This is a genomic window from Amycolatopsis nalaikhensis, from assembly GCF_030264295.1.
In the GTDB taxonomy this organism is placed as follows: Bacteria; Actinomycetota; Actinomycetes; order Mycobacteriales; family Pseudonocardiaceae; genus Amycolatopsis; species Amycolatopsis nalaikhensis.
Map to the genome: position 1 here is coordinate 8,658,188 of NZ_CP127173.1, position 17,915 is coordinate 8,676,102.

Annotated in this window: 14 protein-coding genes and 1 pseudogene; 9 read left to right on the plus strand and 6 right to left on the minus strand. The window is 71.2% G+C overall.

Annotated features, from left to right (window positions below):
* From QP939_RS42005 to QP939_RS42015, 3 genes are all read right to left on the minus strand, one after another.
* On the minus strand, window positions 1-2,103 hold the full coding sequence (locus tag QP939_RS42005) for a putative bifunctional diguanylate cyclase/phosphodiesterase (protein ID WP_285452237.1): 2,103 nt from the start codon (window positions 2,101-2,103) through the stop codon (window positions 1-3).
* 89 nt (window positions 2,104-2,192) lie between these two features.
* Window positions 2,193-3,284 carry an alpha/beta hydrolase gene (locus tag QP939_RS42010; RefSeq protein ID WP_285452239.1) on the minus strand — a complete coding sequence of 364 codons (1,092 nt, stop codon included), beginning with the start codon at window positions 3,282-3,284 and terminating at the stop codon, window positions 2,193-2,195.
* A 73-nt stretch (window positions 3,285-3,357) separates the two neighbouring features.
* Complete coding sequence (locus tag QP939_RS42015) at window positions 3,358-4,686, minus strand: cytochrome P450 (RefSeq protein WP_285452241.1); 1,329 nt, start codon at window positions 4,684-4,686, stop codon at window positions 3,358-3,360.
* An 89-nt stretch (window positions 4,687-4,775) separates the two neighbouring features.
* Between QP939_RS42015 and QP939_RS42020 the strand changes: the two genes are divergently transcribed.
* On the plus strand, window positions 4,776-5,591 hold the full coding sequence (locus tag QP939_RS42020) for an SAM-dependent methyltransferase (RefSeq protein WP_285452242.1): 816 nt from the start codon (window positions 4,776-4,778) through the stop codon (window positions 5,589-5,591).
* 75 nt (window positions 5,592-5,666) lie between these two features.
* Here the strand turns inward: QP939_RS42020 and QP939_RS42025 are convergent, their stop codons facing one another.
* The gene (locus QP939_RS42025; RefSeq protein WP_285452244.1) at window positions 5,667-8,594 is read right to left on the minus strand and encodes a glycoside hydrolase family 3 protein; all 2,928 of its coding nucleotides are present in this window, start codon (window positions 8,592-8,594) and stop codon (window positions 5,667-5,669) included.
* Between the two features lie 346 nt (window positions 8,595-8,940).
* On the opposite strand from QP939_RS42025, the gene QP939_RS42030 reads away from it, so the two are divergent.
* From QP939_RS42030 to QP939_RS42050, 5 genes and pseudogenes are all read left to right on the plus strand, one after another.
* Window positions 8,941-9,948 (plus strand): LacI family DNA-binding transcriptional regulator, encoded by a 1,008-nt coding sequence (locus QP939_RS42030; protein WP_285452246.1) that lies wholly within the window; start codon window positions 8,941-8,943, stop codon window positions 9,946-9,948.
* Window positions 9,949-9,984: 36 nt separating this feature from the next.
* A pseudogene (locus tag QP939_RS42035) lies at window positions 9,985-11,212 on the plus strand (sugar ABC transporter substrate-binding protein).
* The gene (locus QP939_RS42040; RefSeq protein WP_285452248.1) at window positions 11,209-12,147 is read left to right on the plus strand and encodes a carbohydrate ABC transporter permease; all 939 of its coding nucleotides are present in this window, start codon (window positions 11,209-11,211) and stop codon (window positions 12,145-12,147) included. The pseudogene QP939_RS42035 and the gene QP939_RS42040 overlap by 4 nt, the downstream one beginning before the upstream one ends.
* On the plus strand, window positions 12,144-12,947 hold the full coding sequence (locus QP939_RS42045) for a carbohydrate ABC transporter permease (protein ID WP_285452249.1): 804 nt from the start codon (window positions 12,144-12,146) through the stop codon (window positions 12,945-12,947). The genes QP939_RS42040 and QP939_RS42045 overlap by 4 nt, the downstream gene beginning before the upstream one ends.
* Before the next feature lie 9 nt (window positions 12,948-12,956).
* Window positions 12,957-14,960, plus strand: coding sequence for a glycoside hydrolase family 31 protein (locus tag QP939_RS42050; RefSeq protein WP_285452251.1), 2,004 nt, complete (start codon window positions 12,957-12,959; stop codon window positions 14,958-14,960).
* 1 nt (window position 14,961) lies between these two features.
* Here the strand turns inward: QP939_RS42050 and QP939_RS42055 are convergent, their stop codons facing one another.
* Window positions 14,962-15,522 carry a TetR/AcrR family transcriptional regulator gene (locus QP939_RS42055; RefSeq protein ID WP_285452253.1) on the minus strand — a complete coding sequence of 187 codons (561 nt, stop codon included), beginning with the start codon at window positions 15,520-15,522 and terminating at the stop codon, window positions 14,962-14,964.
* Window positions 15,523-15,606: 84 nt separating this feature from the next.
* On the opposite strand from QP939_RS42055, the gene QP939_RS42060 reads away from it, so the two are divergent.
* Window positions 15,607-16,491, plus strand: coding sequence for an aldo/keto reductase (locus QP939_RS42060; RefSeq protein WP_285452254.1), 885 nt, complete (start codon window positions 15,607-15,609; stop codon window positions 16,489-16,491).
* A 6-nt stretch (window positions 16,492-16,497) separates the two neighbouring features.
* On the opposite strand, the gene QP939_RS42065 is transcribed toward QP939_RS42060, so the two are convergent.
* Window positions 16,498-16,881 carry an ATP-binding protein gene (locus QP939_RS42065; RefSeq protein ID WP_285452256.1) on the minus strand — a complete coding sequence of 128 codons (384 nt, stop codon included), beginning with the start codon at window positions 16,879-16,881 and terminating at the stop codon, window positions 16,498-16,500.
* Between the two features lie 120 nt (window positions 16,882-17,001).
* Between QP939_RS42065 and QP939_RS52295 the strand changes: the two genes are divergently transcribed.
* Together QP939_RS52295 and QP939_RS52300 are read left to right on the plus strand one after the other, a co-directional pair.
* Entirely contained in the window at window positions 17,002-17,409 is a 408-nt protein-coding gene (locus tag QP939_RS52295) for a transposase (RefSeq protein ID WP_414641854.1), read from the plus strand.
* Between the two features lie 40 nt (window positions 17,410-17,449).
* Window positions 17,450-17,911, plus strand: a complete 462-nt coding sequence (locus QP939_RS52300; RefSeq protein WP_414641853.1) for a transposase — start codon at window positions 17,450-17,452, stop codon at window positions 17,909-17,911.
* Window positions 17,912-17,915: the final 4 nt, after the last annotated feature.

Genomic DNA, 17,915 nt, shown 5'->3' on the forward strand with positions numbered 1-17,915 from the left:
TCAGCAGCGCGGCAACCCGCCCGGCACCGCGGTGAACGGCGGGCCCGAAACCCGGTCCACTCCCCGCTCCCGCCACCACGCGGCCTGCTCGGCGGACTCGACCCCGGCGACCCCGACTTCGGCGCCGGCCAGGTGCGCCGCTTCGATCAACGCCGTCACCGCCCGCGCCGCCACGGGGTGTTCGCGGCGGGCCACCAGGCCCGGCGCCAGGCGGACCGTGCGGGCCGGGAACTCCGTCAGGCACGTGACGTCGGCGAAGTCGTGGATCTCCGCGCCCACCCCGATTTCCGTCAGGACGTTCAGGTTGTCGGCCGCTTCGCCGGTGTCGGCCGTCAGCGTCGCCGCCGGGAAGCCGGGGCGCAGGTTCTCCGGCGCCAGGCCCGTTTCGTCGAGGATCCGGCGGATCTCGCCGACCAACTCCGGGTCGGCGGCCTGCTGGGCCGTCAGTTCCACTGTCAGCGGCACCGACGCACCGGACGCCGCCAGGCGCTCGGCCGCCGTGCGCAGCAGCCACGTGCCCAGCGGCAGGGCCAGCCCCGTCTCGGCGGCCAGGCGGACGCACGTCTCGTGGGACAGCACGCCTTCCGCCGGGTGCGTCCAGCGCAGCCGCGCCTCGACCCCGGCCACCTCTTCGCCGTCCGGGCGGACCAGCGGCCGGTAGGCGACGTCGATCTCGCCGTTCTCCCACGCGCCCGCCATCGACGCCGCGAGCCCGAAGTCGTGGCGGTCGCGGCGGTCCAGCTCCCGGTCGAACAACCCCCACTGGCCACCCGCCGCCTGGACGCGCCGCAGTGTCAGGTCCGACGCGCGCAGCAGCTCCGCGGGCGTGACGTCGCGGGGCGGGCGGTGGACGACGCCGATGGCCGCCGACACCGCGACCCCGCGGTCGCCGTCGACGTACTCCGCCTCCGCCAGCTCGTGGGTGATCCGGCGGACGAGCGCCACCACCCCCGGCGTGTCCTCGCCGTTTTGCACCAGCACGCCGAACTCGTCGGCGCCCAGTCGCGCCACGAGCGCCTTTTCGCCCTCGAACACCGCTTTGAGCTTCGCCGCGACCCCGCGCAGCACCCGGTCGCCGAGGTCCGGCCCGAGCCCGCCGGCGATCCGCGAGAAGCCGTCGAGGTCGAGGTGGAACAGCGTGACGCCGCGGGCCGGGTCGGCCTCGCGCAGCAGGTTTTCCAAGCGGGTGCTGAAGAACTGCCGGTTCGGCAGCCCGGTGAGCACGTCGTGCAGTGCCTGGTGGCTCAGCCGCCGTTGCAGCAGCGACACCTCGGTGTCGTCGTCGACGATGGTGATCAGCTGGCGGGGCGCGCCGACCGCGTCGCGGACGACGGACGCGGCGAACGTCGCCCACATCGGTTCGCCGTCCTTGCCGACCAGGCGCCGCCCGGCGCGCAGCCGGTGCAGCTTGCCCGCCACCAGGTCGCGGTAGTCCTCGCGAAGTTGCTCGACGTCCTCGGGGTGCACCAGGTCGAACAACGTCATAGACGCGATCTCGGCGGGCGTGCGGTTGAGCGTCTTCGCGAGCGCGGCGTTGGCGCGCAGCACCCGGCCGTCCAGCTCGGTGAGCGCGACACCGCTGGCCGAGCCGGTGAACACCGCTTCGAACTGCGCGCGCGTGATGACCTGCTTCTGCCGCGTCTCCTGCTCGACTTTCAGCAGCGCGCGGCTCAACCCCTCCTGGCGCTTCTGGATGTCTTCGCGCAGCATCTCGCCGTAGCCGGAGCTCAACGCGCCGAGCACGAGCACCACCCGCTCGGCGAGCCCGTCGACGCGGTGCAGCTCCGGCTCGCGCAGCAGCGCCTTGCCGAGGATCTCCAGGCTGCGGCGCAGGCTGTCGGAGCCGACGCAGCGCAGCTCGACGAGCCGTCCGCCCGCCGCCGCGGCCGCCTCGAGGTCCGGCGGTTCGCTCACGACCGCGTCGAACAGGCTGCCCGCCAGCACGCGCAGCTCGCGCTCGATCTCGTCCGGCGGGTGCGGCACGTACGCCGTGGTGCTGATCAGGTAACCCCATTTGCGGGCGAGCGTCGACAGCCGTTTCGCCGCCCGTTCGGCGGACGGCTTCTTCCGCGGGACGTCGCCACGGGGATGGGGAGCAGTCACCTCAGCCTGTCCTGGTTATCGGCACACACTCGCGTTCGGGTAACCGATATATCTTGGCGCGAATTGGTGTCCGGCGCACGAAACAGGATTCACCCAATCGAGTGATAACCCTGCGGAGCGATCGCCAGCCGGTCCCGCAGCCACGACCGGGTGGCGTCCCGGTAGTCCGCCGCGTTTTCGTGCAACGCAACGGAATGACCCGCACCCGGAAGAACGTACATCGACAGTTTCGACGGATCGGCGTAGTAGGGCGCTTCCTGCGCGCGCAAGACGTCGGGGTGCGCACAGTCACGCAACGCGAGCAGTCCGCAGAAAAGGACGTCCTTTTCCCCCACCACCTGCAAAACCGGTGCGGTAATTCCCTTCGTCGCGGGCAGCACGATCCCGAACAACGCGACCGTGCCCATCCCCGGCACCGAAACCTGGTCCTTCGTGGCTTCGTCGGCCGCGATCACGGCCGGGTCGGCGTCGCCGCCGGCGTAGAACAACCCGGCGCGCGCCCCCGGTTTCGTCGTGAAGTACAGCGGGTCGCTGCCCAGCCGGCCGAGCTGCCCGTCGAGCAGCGCGGGCTGGAGACCGAGGGCCGCGCCCAGCGCGAGCACCGGCAGCGCCGGCAGGTGCGTGATGCCGGTGAGGACGACGCCGTCGACGTCGTGGTAGGTCGACGCCTCGACCGCGACGACCCCGGACCCGACCGAGTGCCCGACGATGACCACCTTCGCGAACGGCACCCCGCCGACGCGCCCGGCCCGCAGGTGCCCGACCACCTCGTGCATCGACTCGGCCGCTGCCCACACCGAAAGCGGCAGGCTCAGCGGGTGGCTGCTGGCGCCGGCGCCGAGCTGGTCCGCGGCGAACGTCGCGTACCCGTGCGCGGCCATGTCGCGCTGGTAGGAGTACCGCTCGGGCTGGTAGGGCAGGTCCCAGTACGCGCTGTTGTACGTCCCGCCGTGCACGAGCAGCTGGACGGTGTCCGGCGCCTCGCCGGCGGGCAGGCACAGCCTGCCGTACACGGTCGCGGGCGTGCCCGGCACCAGCGGTGGCAGACCCGGGCCGCCGACCGGGAGATCCGTGTCGGTGCAGGAGATCGCGGCCGCCTCGGCGGGCATCGCGGCGGTGAGCGAGGCGAGGAGCACCCCGCAGGCGAACAACGCGGACGTCAGCTTGACCGGCAGTCTCACGCCGTACTCCTCCGGAAGGGGGGTGGCTGTTCGGGACCCGAGAACACTACACCCGGTAGTGGAACGGGCACCGTCAGGTCCGCGGCACCACGGTCATCGGCAGGCGGTTCGGCTGCATCGTCGCCTTGAGCTGCGCGTACACCTTCTTGCCCGGCACCGGAACCAGGCGCCACCGCGCCCCGATGGTCGCCGCGACGATGCCGATCTCCGTCGGTGCGAAGACGTGCCCCGGGCACAACCGGGCGCCCGCGCCGAACGGGATGTACGCGCCCTTCGGCAGTTCCGCTGTGTGGCCGGGCGACCAGCGGTCCGGGTCGAACCGGTCCGGGTCCGGGAACCAGCGCGGATCCCGGTGGAGCGTGTGCTGGCTGACCGCGACCTCGGTGCCCGTCGGCACCCGGACCCCGCCGAGTTCGACGTCTTCGCGGGCCCGCCGCATGAGGATCAGCGGCGGCGTGCGGCGGACGATCTCGTTGACGATCTGGTGCGTGTACACCAGATCCGGCAGGTCCTCGAAGCGCGCGGGCCGCCCGCCGAGGACCTCGTCGACCTCCGTGTGAAAGCGCCGTTCGACGTCCGGGTGCTGCCCCAGCTCGTGGAAGAACCAGGCCAGCGCGACCGCGGTGGTTTCGGCGCCGGTGGTCAGAATGGTGATGACCTCGTCGTGCACCTGGCGGTCGGACATGCCTTCGCCGGTGTCCTCGTCGCGGGCCAGCAGCAGCATCGAAAGCAGGTCGCCGTGGTCGGCGCCCTCTTCGCGGGCGGTGACGACGGTTTCGCCGATCACCTCGCGCAGGCGCGCGGCGGCGGCGTCGAACTTCCGGTTGGGCGGGATCGGCAGCCGTTCCACGAACTTCGGCGAGAACGCCCGCACCAGCACGTACTTGAGCATGACCGGGATCGAACGCTGGATCTCGCGCAGGGCGTCCTCGCCGAGCGCGGTCGAGAAGAGCGTCTGCCCGGCGATGGTGAGCACGAGGTCCTGCATGCACCGGTCGAACTCGACGACTTCGCCGGGCCGCCACGAGCTCGCCAGCTCGTCGGCCAGCTTCGTCATGGTGTGCTCGGCGTAGCCCGCGATCCGGGCGCGGCCGAAGGCGGGCATCACCAGGCGGCGCTGACGGCGGTTGAGCTCGCCGTTCGAGGTGGCCAGGCCGTCGCCGAAGAGCGGGCGCATCTTGTCGAAGACCAGGCCCTTGTCGAACTTGTCGGCGTCGGTGGCCAGCACCTGCCACGACAGCTCGGGGGTGGTGACGACGGTGACCGGCAGCGGGCCGAGCCGGAGTTTGACGACATCTCCGTGCGCGGGCAGGGATGCGAAGAACTTCAGCGGGTCGCGCAGCAGCGGCACCGTGTGCCCGAGCACGGGCCAGCCGCCGGGAACGGGACGCGGGTTCGTCATGGCCTCGTCTCCTCGTGGACCGGGACACCTTAGCGGCACGGCGGGGACTAGACTCCGCCACTCCAGAGTCCGCGAGGGTGGGAGGTCCCGTGACCGGGGAGCTGAGCTGGGTACCGCCGGAGATCGACACCACCGTGCCGAACCCGGCGCGGGTGTACGACTTCTGGCTCGACGGGGACCACAACTTCGCCGCCGACCGGGCCCTCGGCGAGCAGATCCTCAAGATCATGCCGGGTGTGCGCGACGCGGCCCGGCTCAACCGCGCGTTCCTGCGCCGCGCGGCCCGGTACATGGTCGACGCCGGCGTCCGGCAGTTCCTCGACATCGGCTCCGGCATCCCGACCGTGGGCAACCTGCACGAGATCGTCCAGCAGGCCGACCCGGCGTGCCGGGTGGTCTACGTCGACCGCGAGTCCGTCGCGGTCGCGCACAGCGAACTGCTGTTGCAGGACAACGAGAACTGCATGGTGCTGCAGGCCGACCTGCGCGACGTCAACGACATCTTCGACGGCGCCGCCAAGGTGCTCGACTTCGACGAGCCGGTCGGCGTGTTCATGTTGCTGCTGCTGCACTTCGTGCCGGACTCCTGGGACCCGGCGGGCATCGTGGCCCGCTACCGCGACCGGCTGGCCCCCGGCAGTTTCCTGGCGGTGACGCACGTCGCGGCCGACTCCGAGTCCGAGCGGCTCGACGAGGCGGTCGAGGTGTACAAGACCAACCAGGACCAGCAGAACCAGCCGGTCCCCCGCACGCACGACGAGGTCCTCGCCTTCTTCGACGGCTTCGAGGTCGTCGAGCCGGGCGTGGTGGGCTGCGCGATGTGGAAGCCCGAGGGCGTCGGCGACATGTCCGACGACCCCGCGATCAACACCTTGCCGTACGCCGGAGTGGGCCGGAAACCCTGAGTCCGCGCGTGGCTGGTCGTGAGTGTTTAGGGCGGTTAGAACCGCCCTAAACACTCACGACCCCCACGGCGGCCGTCACCGCAGGGAGAACGTCGCCAGGTTCAGCGGCCCGTCGAACGTCAGGTAGACGTCCTGGCGGCCGGTGGTCGTGGCGAGTGGAGCGGTCACCCTCGTGTACGCGTAGCGGTCCCCGGTCGGCGGGACCGCCGCCGTGCCCAGGATCCGGCCCGTCGGCGACCCCAGCCGGACCGTGATGCGTGCTCCCTCCACTGTGGACACCGAGGCCGTGAACCGCGCCGGGCCCGCCAAGGCGGCGTTCTCGTACGCCACCCAGCTCCCGGCGACGGCCGCCACCGAGGTGCCCGACGTCTTCGACGTGTCCGTCAACGTCGTCCCGGCGTAGTCGTCGAAGTTCTGCGCCGCCGTCGGACGGTTCAGGTCGCGGGGCAGCGCCCGCTCCCCCGGCACGAACACCGGCTGCGGCGCGGAGAGATCCGCCGCGTTGTGCCCCACCGAGAACTCGTACACCCCGGCGGCGACCACGGACCGGTCCCGCGAGACGTCCCAGGACGCCAGCTCCTTCACCGGCACCGAAAACCGGACCGTCCGCGTCTCGTGCGGCGCCAGCGTCACCCGGGTGAAGTCCCGGAGCCGCTGCACGCCGGAGTTCTTCGAATACAGCTGGACGACGTCGGTCCCCGCGCGGTCGCCGGTGTTCGTCACGTCCACGCTGACCTCGACCGTCGCACCGGTGCGCGAGGCCCGTACCGCGCCGTGGCGGAAGGTCGTGTAGCTGAGCCCGTACCCGAAGGGGTACAACGGCTTCCCGCGGTAGTACTGGTACGTCAGGCCGGTCTTCGCGATGTCGTAGTCCAGGATGCTCGGCAGGCCCGCGTCGGACGCGTACCACGTCTGCGTGAGCCGCCCGCTCGGGTTCACGTCGCCGAACAGCACGTCCGCCACCGCGTGGCCGGTCTCCTGGCCCGCGTGGCTGGTCCACACGATCCCGGGCACGTCCAGGGTGTCCCACCCGGTCGTCGGGTAGCTGTTCTCCACCACGACCACCGTGTGCGGGTTCGCCTTCCGCACGGCCTCGATCAGCGCTCGCTGGGCCGGAGCCAGCTCCGTGCTCGTCCGGTCGTTCGCCTCGCGGCCGTTGATGAACGGCATGCTGCCCACCACCACGACCGCCGTGTCCGCCCCGCGGGCCGCGTCCACCGCCGCGGAAACCCCGCTGCCCAGCACCTCGCGGCCGAACTTCGTGGCGTGCGCCGCGTCCGGCGACGAAATCGTCAGCACGCCGTCCGCCCCGACGACGGCGTACCGGTTCGGGCCGAACCACGGTTCCGTGACTTCGTTGCCCGCGTACTCCAGCACGTAGCTGCCGTCGGGCTGCGCGTCGAGCTTCAGCTGCTGCTGCACGAACCAGCCCGTCGGCTGCTCGGCGTCGTTCACCAGCGCGCCGCCCGAGTAGCTCAGGTACCGGCCGTTCGCCGCCGCGCGCAGGGTGTTCTTGCCCGCGCCCCAGTCGAACACGTCGAAGGACTCCGCGGTGCCCGCGACGGTCCCGCCCGCGGTCACCTTGCCCGGCGTGGCGGGCGCCGTCAGGTACCGGCCCGTGGCCAGGTCCTTCAGCGCGATCCGGTCGACGCCTTCCGACGACGCGACGGTGCCCGCGGAGCCGAGCCGCTCCGCGATCCCCTGCGCCGGGGTGACGCGGTACTGCATCGCCCCGCTGTACCAGTCTTCGTACAACGTGTCGGACAGCGGGCCGACGACGGCGACCTTCTTCGTCTTCGCCGCGTCCAGCGGCAGCGCGTTCCCGTTGTTGCGCAACAACACCATCTGTTCGTCGGCCGTCTCGCGGGCCAGCGCCCGGTGCTCCGGCGAACCGATGACGGCCGGGGTGATCTTCGCGTACGGGTTGCGGCCCGGCGGGTCGAACTCGCCGAGCCGGAACCGCAGCGACAGCAGGTGGCGATCGGCCGTTTCGACGTCGGCCATGGTCAGCAGGCCCTTGGCCAGTGCCTCCTTGACGGCGGTGACCGTGATCGAGCCGTTGGTGTCGTTGTCGGTGAAGCTGTCGAGACCCGCTTTGATCGCCGCGGCGTCCGCCTCGGCTTTAGTGGCGTAGTACTTCTCGGAGTTGACCAGGTTGGACGGCGCACCCGCGTCGCTGACGACGGCGATGTCCTGCGGCGCCCACTTCCGCAGCAGGCCGCCGAGGTCCGGGCTCACCGTGTTCGGCCGCCCGTTGACCAGGTTGTACGACGGCATGACGGCGTTCGCCGCCCCCGCTTCCAGGGGGATCTTGAACGCCTGCTCGTCGTAGTCGTGCAGGATCTTCGGCGGCACCGACGAGTTGCTCGTGTCGCGGCTGACCTCGTTGTTGTAGGCGAGGTAGTGCTTCAGCGTCGGGGCGGCCTGGAGGTACCGCGGGTCGTCACCCTGGATCCCGTGGCCGTACGCGGTCGCCAGCTCCCCGGTGAGGAGCGGATCCTCCGAGTAGCCCTCTTCGTTGCGGCCCCAGCGCGGGTCGCGCAGCAGGTTCACCACCGGCGCCCACAGGTTCAGGCCCCACAGCGTCGGATTGCGCGCGTTGAACCCGCGCGCCTCCTGCCCGACGGCCGTGCCGACCTGCTTCACCAGCGCCGGGTCCCACGTCGAGGCCAGGCCGATCGCCTGCGGGAACACCGTTCCGTCCGCTTTGACGACGGCGCCGTTGTTGTCGTAGTCGGTCGACCACGCCACGCCGTGCAGGGCTTCCGTGCCGGTCTTGAAGACGCCGATGCCCAGGCGCGGGATGGCCGGCTGGTACTGGTGCAGCAGCGAGATCTTCTCGTCCGCGGTCAGCCGGGACAGGAGGTCGTCGATCCGCGTGGCCAGCGGCAACGCCGGGTCGCGGAACGGCGGTGGGGACGCGGCGAGCGCCGGGGACGGCGCCAGCAGCAGGGTCGCGGTCACCACCGGCACGAGGGCGCGGCGGAGCGGGGACTGGCGCACGGACGGCCTCCCGGATTCGTCGAATCGTTTCGACAGTGCGGCGCGGAACATTCGCGTCGAAGGTGAGGATGGTGACGACTATTACAGCCGCGTTAGGGCGGGGTCAAGACTTCCTGGGCGCGCTCCCAGGATGTCCGGACCACTCGGGAAACCCGTCCTTGAGCTGGGGGAAGATCCGCCATCAGGCACGTTCGACAGTTTCGACAAGAACCACCGCCGTCGAATGGGAATCGAATATCCGCCGGCGGCAAATCCTGCTTGTGTTTCGGGCGGGTGTCACTTACCTTCGTGCCATCGTCGATGCGCTTCGACTCCGATCTCCCGCACCGTCCTCAGGAGGCCGCCCGTGGTCACGATCAACGACGTCGCCAACGCGGCGGGCGTGGCACCCAGCACGGTGTCGTACGTGATCAGCGGCAAGCGGTCCATCTCACCGAAGACCCGGCGGCTGGTCGAGGAGAGTATCCGCAAGCTCGGCTACCACCCGCACGCCGGGGCCCGGGCGCTCGCCAGCAGCAAGACCAACGTGCTCGCCCTGGTCGTGCCGCTGCGCACGGACCTCAACGTCGCCGTGGTGATGGAGTTCGTCGCCTCGGCGGTCACCGCGGCCCGCGCGCACGACCACGACCTGCTGCTGCTCACCAAGGACGAAGGCCCCGCCGCGCTGCAGCGGGTGGCGTCGTCGGCGATCGCCGACGCGCTGATGGTGATGGACGTCGAAGCCGCCGACCCGCGGGTGCCGATGCTCATCGCGCTCGACCTGCCGGTGGTGCTCATCGGCGTGCCCGACCACCCGGCCGGGCTGAGCTGCGTCGACCTGGACTTCACCGCCGCCGGCTCGGCGTGCGTCGCGCACCTGGCCGACCTCGGCCACCGCTCGATCGCGCTGATCGGCGCCTCCCCCGCCGTGTACCGGCGCGGCACGAGCTACGCGACGCGGTTCCTGCGCGGTTTCGAGGAAGCCGCGAAGACCCGCGAAATCCGTGCGGTGTCCCGCCCGTGCGCTCATTCCTACGAAGCGGTCAGCGCCTGCCTCGACGAGTTGCTCGCCGAGGACCCGGACCTGACCGGCCTGGTCGTGCACAACGAGGCCGTGCTGCCCGGGCTGCTGTCGGACCTGCGCCACCGCGGCCTGCGGGTGCCCGAAGACATTTCGGTCGTCGCGGTGTGCCCGGACAGCATGGCCGCGCAGCACGCCGTCGCGCTGACCACGGTGGCGATCCCGGCCGAGGAGGTCGGCGCCCAGGCCGTCGAGATGACCATGCGCCGGCTCGCCGGCCACACCACGCCCGAGGTCCGGCTGCTCGGACCCCGCCTCACCCGGCGCGACAGCACCGCCGCGCCGCGCGCCTGACACCCGGTTCTGCTCCACCGCCGAAGGAGAATCGCCATGTCCGTAGTCCGTCGCGCTTTCATCCTGACGGCGAGTGCCGCGCTGCTGGCGGCGTGCAGCCCCAGCCCGGCCCCGTCCACGGCGAACGGCGCGCAGCCCGCCTCGTCGATCACCGAGCTTCGACTACTACGCCGACGAACAGGGTTCCGCCGCCTGGCAGAAGATCCTCGACACGTGCGCCGCGCAGACCGGGATCAAGATCGAGCGCCAGAAGGTGCCGACCGCGCAGATGCTGCCGAAGGTGCTGCAGGGCGCGAGCTCGAAGACGCTGCCGAACCTGCTCTTCACCGACAACCCGACGCTGCAGCAGGTCGCCGCCACCGGCGCGCTGACGCCGTTGGCCGACTACGGCATCACCACCGACGGCTACTACGAAAGCATCGTCAAGGCCGGGACCTACCAGGGCAAGGTGTACGGCGTCGCGCCCGGCGTCAACGGGCTCGCGTTGATCTACAACAAGGACCTGCTCACCGCGGCCGGGGTGCAACCGCCGAAGACGTGGGACGAACTGAAGGCGGCCGCGGCGAAGCTGACCAAGGACGGAAAGTACGGCCTCGCCTTCTCCGCGATCCCGTCCGAAGAGGGCACCTGGCAGTTCCTGCCGTTCTTCTGGAGCAACGGCGCCGAACTGTCCCAATTGGACTCGCCGCAGGCCACGCAGGCGCTGCAGTACGTCACGGACCTGGTGAACTCGGGGTCGGCGTCGAAGTCCGTGGTGACCTGGAACCAGAACGACGTCGCCGACCAGTTCGTCGCGGGCAACGCGGCGATGATGATCAACGGGTCGTGGAACCTGGCCCGGCTGGACGAACAGCAGTCGCTGCACTACGGCGTCGTGCCGATCCCGGTGCCGCGGGCGGGCGGGAAGCCCGTGGTCGCCCTCGGCGGGGAGGTCGGCACGGTGCCGGTCACCAGCGGTCCCGCCCAGCAGGCCGCGGGCAAGGTGCTCGCCTGCATCCTGTCCGAACCGACCATGCTCGAGTGGAGCAAGGCACACGCCTACATCCCGTCGAAGACAGCCACCGCGACGAAGTTCGGTGCGGAGCAGCCCGCGATGCAGGCGTTCGTCGACGAGGTCGGCTCGGCCCGCTCCCGCACCGCCGAACTCGGCGAGAAGTACCCGAAGGTCTCGCAGGCGCTGGCCGACGCGCTGCAGGCGGCCCTGACCGGGAAGCAGCCCGCCGACCAGGCGCTGAAGACCGCGCAGCAGACGAGCGGGTCGTGACGCTCGCCGCCCCGGCCGTCACGGCACCGCCGCGCGCGAGCCGGAAGTCCCGGCGGGACAACCGGTTCGCCGCGTGGCTGTTCCTCCTGCCCGCGCTGGCCTACGTCGTCGTGTTCTTCGGCTATCCCCTCGCCGCGAACCTGGTGATGAGCACGCAGGACTACACGGTGAAGTCGTTCTACACCGGCGAAGCGCCCTTCGTCGGCCTCGCGAACTACGCCGCCGTGCTGGACAACCCCCTGTTCTCGACCGCGGCGCTGAACACGGTCCTGTTCACCGCCGGGTCGCTGGTCTTCCAGTTCGGCATCGGGCTGGCGCTCGCGGTGTTCTTCAACGGCCGCTTCCTCGGCAGCTCGCTGCTGCGGTCGCTGCTCCTGCTGCCGTGGCTGCTGCCGCTGGTGGTCAGCGGCGCGGTCTGGCGGTGGATGTTCGACCAGGACCACGGCGTGCTCAACGCGGGCCTGCGGTTCCTGGGCTTCGACGCGGTGCCGTGGCTGAGCGGCACGAGCTGGGCGCTGCCGGCGGTGATCCTCACCAACATCTGGATCGGCATCCCGTTCAACCTGGTCATCCTGCACGGCGGCCTGCGCGCGATCCCGGCGTCGCTCTACGAAGCCGCGTCGCTGGACGGCGCGAACGCGTGGCAGCGCTTCCGGCACGTCACCTGGCCGCTGCTGCGGCCGGTCACCGGGATCGTGCTCATGCTCGGGCTGGTCTACACGATCAAGGTGTTCGACGTGATCATGGTCGTCACCGGCGGCGGGCCGGCCAACGCGACCCAGACGCTGACGACGTGGTCCTACCGGCTGAGCTTCGGGGACTTCGCATTCGGGCAGGGTGCCGCCGTGGGCAACGTCCTCATCCTGGTGGCGACGGTCTTCGGCCTGCTGTACCTGCGTTCGGCGAAGGCGACGCTGGCCGAGGCGGCGGCGTGAAGGCCCGCACGGTGTTGGGCGTCCTGATCGTCGCGGTGCTGCTCTTCCCGCTGTACTGGATGGTCAACGCGTCCCTGCAGCCCGGCGGCGCGCTGCTGCGCCCGGACCCGGCGTTCTTCCCGATCGGCGGCACTCTGGACGGCTACCGCGAGGCCCTCGCGACGCAGGGGCCGAACCTGCTCTCCAGCGTCGTCATCGCGCTCGGCGCGGTGCTCGTCTCGCTGGCCGTCGCCGCGCCCGCGTCGTACGCCTTGGCCCAGCTCAAGGTGCGCGGCGGCCCGGTGCTGGTGTTCGTCCTGCTCATCGTGCAGATGATCCCGGGCATCGTGATGGCCAACGCGCTGTACACGGTGTTCGGCAACCTCGGCCTGATCGACAACTACCTCGGGCTGGTACTCGCCGACTCGACCGCGACCATCCCGTTCGCCGTGCTCCTGCTGCGGGCGTTCATGATCTCCGTGCCGAAGGAGCTCACCGAAGCGTCCCGAGTGGACGGTGCCGGGTACTGGCGCACGTTCTTCTCGATCATCCTGCCGGTCAGCCGCAACGCGCTGGTGACCGCCGGGCTGTTCTCGTTCCTGTTCGCCTGGGCGGACTTCCTGTTCGCCGTCACCCTCACCACCGGGCAGTCGTTCGAGCCCATCACGGTGGGCATCTACCGGTTCGTCGGCAACCAGTCCGCCGACTGGAACGGGATCATGGCGACCGCCGTCCTCGCCGCGATCCCCGCGGCCGTCCTGCTCGTCGTCGCCCAGCGGTACGTCGTCGCCGGGCTGACCAGCGGCGCCGTCAAAGACTAAGGAGACCGCGTGATCGCCACGACCGAAGACGGCCGCTCGCTCGAAGTGACCGTGCGGCACGAAGTCCTGCGCGTCGAGCCTTGGGGCGCCAACAGCCTGCGCGTGCGTGCCGGGCGGCACCGGATTCTCGACGACGTGCCGGGGGCGCTGCTGCCCGCGAAGCCGTCGGCCGCCACCGCGGAGGCGGACGGGCGGACCGGCCGGGTGGTCAACGGCGCCCTCACCGCGGTCGTCGAGATCGCCGACACCGACACCGGGATCGACGCCCAGCTCAAGTTCGTCCGGACCGACACCGGCGAAGAGCTGCTGTCGGAGCAGCGCGCGCACTTCTGGTGGCCCGGGGCGCGGCTGTTCATGCCGTCCCGCAACGGGTACGGCCGCCTCGAGCAGCGGTTCACCGCCTACGACGACGAGCGGATCTACGGCCTCGGCCAGCACACGCACGGGCGGCTCGACCAGAAGGGCCTGGTCCTGGACCTGGTGCAGCGCAACGCCGAGGTGTCGGTCCCGTTCCTGCTCTCCAGCCGCGGCTACGGGTTCCTGTGGAACAACCCCGCGGTCGGCCGGGCCGAGTTCGCCGCCAACGGCACCCGCTGGGTCGCCGACGACGCCCGCCAGCTCGACTACTGGGTCACCACCGGCGACGGCCCCCGCGAGATCCTCGGCCACTACGCCGACGCCACCGGCCACGCGCCGATGCTGCCGGAGTGGGCGGCCGGGTTCTGGCAGTCGAAGCTGCGCTACCGGACGCAGGAGGAGCTGCTTTCCGTCGCACGTGAGTACCATTCGCGCGGGTTGCCGCTTTCGGTGATCGTGACGGACTTCTTCCACTGGACGCACCTCGGCGACTGGAAGTTCGACCCGGCCGAGTGGCCCGACCCGGCCGGGCTGGTGCGGGAGCTGGGCGAGCTGGGCGTCAAGCTGATGGTGTCGGTGTGGCCGTCGGTCAGCCCGCTGTCGGAGAACTACCGCGAGCTGCACGAACAGGGGCTGCTGGTCGCCGCCGAGAACGGCGTCCCGTTCCACGCGCCTTGGAAGGACAAGGGGTTCGGAGTCGAGATGCCGGTCGCCTTCTACGACGCGACCAACCCGGCGGCGCGGCGGTTCGTCTGGGGCAAGGTCAAGGAGAACTACTACGACCTGGGCGTGCGCGCGTGGTGGCTGGACGGCGACGAGCCGGAGATCCAGCCGGGCCACCCGCACAACCTCGGTTTCCACGCGGGCCCGGGCGCCGAGGTGTTCAACCTCTACCCGCAGGCGAACGCGCAGACGTTCCACGACGGCATCCGCGCCGAGGGCGACGACGAGGTGGTGCTGCTGTCCCGGTCGGCGTGGGCGGGCAGCCAGCGGTTCGGGGCGGCGTTGTGGTCCGGCGACGTCGGGGCGACGTGGGAGTCGCTGCGGGCGCAGGTGCGGGCCGGGCTGAACGTCGCGGTGGCCGGGATCCCGTGGTGGACCACGGACATCGGCGGCTTCCACGGCGGCGACCCGGACTCGCCGGAGTACCGCGAGCTGATGGTCCGGTGGTTCCAGTACGGCGTGTTCTGCCCGCTCTTCCGGCTGCACGGCTTCCGCGACCCGCGTCCCGGGTTCGGGCCGGAGATGACCGGCGGGCCCAACGAAGTCTGGTCCTACGGCCCGGAGGCGCTGGAGGCGATCACCGAGTCGTTGCGGCTGCGCGAGCGGTTGCGGCCGTACCTGATGGCGCAGATGCGGGTCGCGCACGAGCAGGGCGTCCCGCCGATGCGGCCGCTGTTCGTCGACTTCCCCGGCGACGCCGCCGCGTGGGACGTCTCGGACGAGTTCCTGCTCGGCCCGGACCTGCTGGTGGCCCCGGTGCTCGAGCCGGGGGTGACGTCGCGGCGCGTCTACCTGCCGTCGGGTCCGGTGTGGACGGACGCGGTGACCGGCGCGCGTCACGAAGGCGGGACCACGGTCGAGGCGGCGGCTCCGGCCGAGCGGATCCCGGTGTTCCTGCGGGACGGCGCGCAGCTGCCGATCCGCCCGGAGTGAATCAGGGCCGCAGGGCGGCCGCCAGCAGGTCCAGCATCCGCCCGATCCGCTCCGGCTCCTGTCCGGCCGACAGGAAAGCGCCGAGCAGCAGCAACGTGACGTCCTCCGGGTCGGCGTCGTCGCGCAAGGTCCCGGCTTTCGCGCCCGCGTCGAGGATCGCGCCGATCGCCGCGACGATGCGCGCGCGGGTCTCCGCCGTCACGATCCGGCCGGTCCCGAGGCTGACGCGGAGCGTGTCGGCCATCCCGAGCTTGGTCGCGAAGAAGGCCGCGTAGCGGTCCATCCAGGCGCGCAGCGCCACCGCGGGCGGGTGCTGGTCGAGCAGGGCCGGGGCGCTGGCGGTGACGTCGTCGAGTTCGGCCGCGTAGACGGCTTCGACGAGCGCCTCGCGCGTCGGGAAGTGCCGGTAGAGCGTGCCGATCCCGACGCCGGCCTCACGGGCGATGGTCTCGAGCGCGACGGCGCCGTCGGTGGCGAACGCGGCCCGCGCGACCTCGACGAGCTTCTCGCGGTTGCGGCGCGCGTCGGCGCGCACCGGACGCGCGGGTTCGGGCGAAGACAAAACGGAGGTCCCTCCGGTTGTGCTACGGTCGGGTTAGCGGAGGCACCTCCGCTTCCCCCATCATCGCACGAGAGCGGGACCACCATGCCTTCCACCGCACCCCTCGCCGGCCGGACCGTCACCCGCGTCGGCTACGGCGCCATGCAGCTCGAACGCCTCCGCGACGACCGCTCGGCCGCCGTCGCCCTCCTGCGCCGGGCCCTCGACCTCGGCGTCGACCACCTCGACACGGCCGACTTCTACGGCCACGGCTTCGTCAACGACGTCATCCGCGAGGTGGCCGGGGACGACGTCCTGGTCGCCACCAAGGTCGGCGCGGACCCGGACCCGGACGGCCCGGTCCCGCTGCGCCTCGCCCAGCGGCCCGAGCAGCTGCGCGCGAGCGTCGAGGCCAACCTGCGCGGCCTCGGCACCGACCGGCTCGACCTGGTCAACCTGCGCCGCGCCGACCGCCGTCCCGGCGTACTGGCCGAGGGTGACCAGCTCGTCGACGTCGACGACCAGCTGGCGACGTTGATCACCCTGCGCGACGAGGGCAAGATCGCCGCGATCGGGCTCAGCAGCGTGACGCTCGAGATGCTGCGCCACGCGCTCCCGGCGGGCATCGCGTGCGTGCAGAACGCCTACAGCCTGGTCTCCCGCGACGACGAGGAATTGCTGGCGTTGTGCCGCGAGGAGGGCATCGCGTGGGTGCCGTACTTCCCGCTGGGCGGCGCGTTCCCCGGCTTGCCGAAGGTCACGGACGAACCGGCGGTGCGCGCCGCGGCGGCCGCGTTGGACGTCACGCCGGAGCAGGTCGGGCTGGCGTGGCTGCTGCACCACGCGCCGAACGTCCACCTCATCCCGGGCACGGCGAGTGCGGCCCACCTCAAGGCGAACCTCGCCGCGGGCGAGCTGGTGCTCGACGCGGAGACGCTCGCGGCGTTGAACGCGGTGCCGTCGCGCTCGATGGCGGCCGCCCTGGGCTGACGGACGTCAGGTGCCGATCGGGATCTCCGCCCACACGGTGCGGCCGCCGTCGCGGCGGTGGAAGTGCCCGCGACGGCTGCTGCACGCCGCCACGAGCGCCAGCCCGGTGCCGACCGGGGCGACGTCGGGGGCGGCCGGGTCGAACCAGGCGGCGCCGCCGGAGTCCTCGACACCGATCCAGACCGTCGAGTCGGCGCACGTCAGCAGGGCGCACGCCGGAGCCGTCGCGTGCCGGACCGCGTTCGCGGCCAGCTCCCCCGCGACCAGCACGGCGGTCGCGGTGACGTCTTCGGGTACCTCCTCCGCGGCGGCGAGCCGGTCGCGAACCCAAGCCCGGACCCTGCGGACCTGCGCGGGCTCGCCGTCGAAGAAAAGCTTGTCCAGAACCATGTTCCCTCCCCAGGCCGAGGAGGCGAGTTCCCAGCCCGGGCGCCGGCCACACATCCACGGGCCGGGAACCGCCCGATCGGCCTAGGGCGTGTCTGACAAACATTCTGGATGGTGGCTGGGATGCTGTTGGTCGTGTCGCGGTTTCAGTTGCTCTCGGATGCTCAGTGGGCGTTGATCGAGGATCTACTGCCGGCCCGCACCGGTAAGCGTGGGCGGCCGTTCTCGGATGCACGGGCGATGGTCGAGGGGATCATCTATCGGTATCGGTGCGGACTGGCGTGGCGGGATGTGCCGGCGGTGTTCGGTCCGTGGCAGACAATCTGGACCTGGCATCGCCGGATGGCCGGTGACGGCACCTGGGACACCGTCCTGCAGCGCCTGCTCACCGAAGCCGACGCCGCGGGCATGGTGGACTGGTCGGTGTCGGTGGATTCCACGATCGCCCGAGCGCATCAGCACGCCACCAACATCACCCGCCCCACAGGGGGCTGGGTCGAACTACACGGATCTGCTCGCCGAGCCGCCTGATCATGCGATCGGCCGATCCCGCGGCGGGTGGAGCACCAAGGTGCACCACCTCGTCGACGGGAACGGCCGGCCGCTGGTGATGTTGGTCGGGCCGGGCCAGGCCGGGGACGCGCCGATGTTCCCGCATCTGATGCGGCACCTGCGGATCCCTCGAACTGGACACGGTCGGGCTCGTACCCGGCCCGACAGGGTCCGCGGTGACAAGGCTTACTCCTCGCGAGCGATCCGCAGTCATCTGCGCGGCCGCGGCATCACCGCCGTGATCCCGGAGCCTGCTGATCAGGCCGGGCACCGCAAACGCCGCGGTTCCCGCGGCGGGCGGCCGCCCGCCTTCGACCCGGTGGACTACCGCGGCCGCAACGTTGCCGAACGCCGGTTCAACCTGCTCAAACAATGGCGAGGCCTGGCCACCCGCTATGACAAGCTCGCCATCGTCTACCGCTCAGCAGTCGTCCTCCACGCCGTGATCACCTGGACCAAAACATTGTCAGACACGCCCTAGCGCG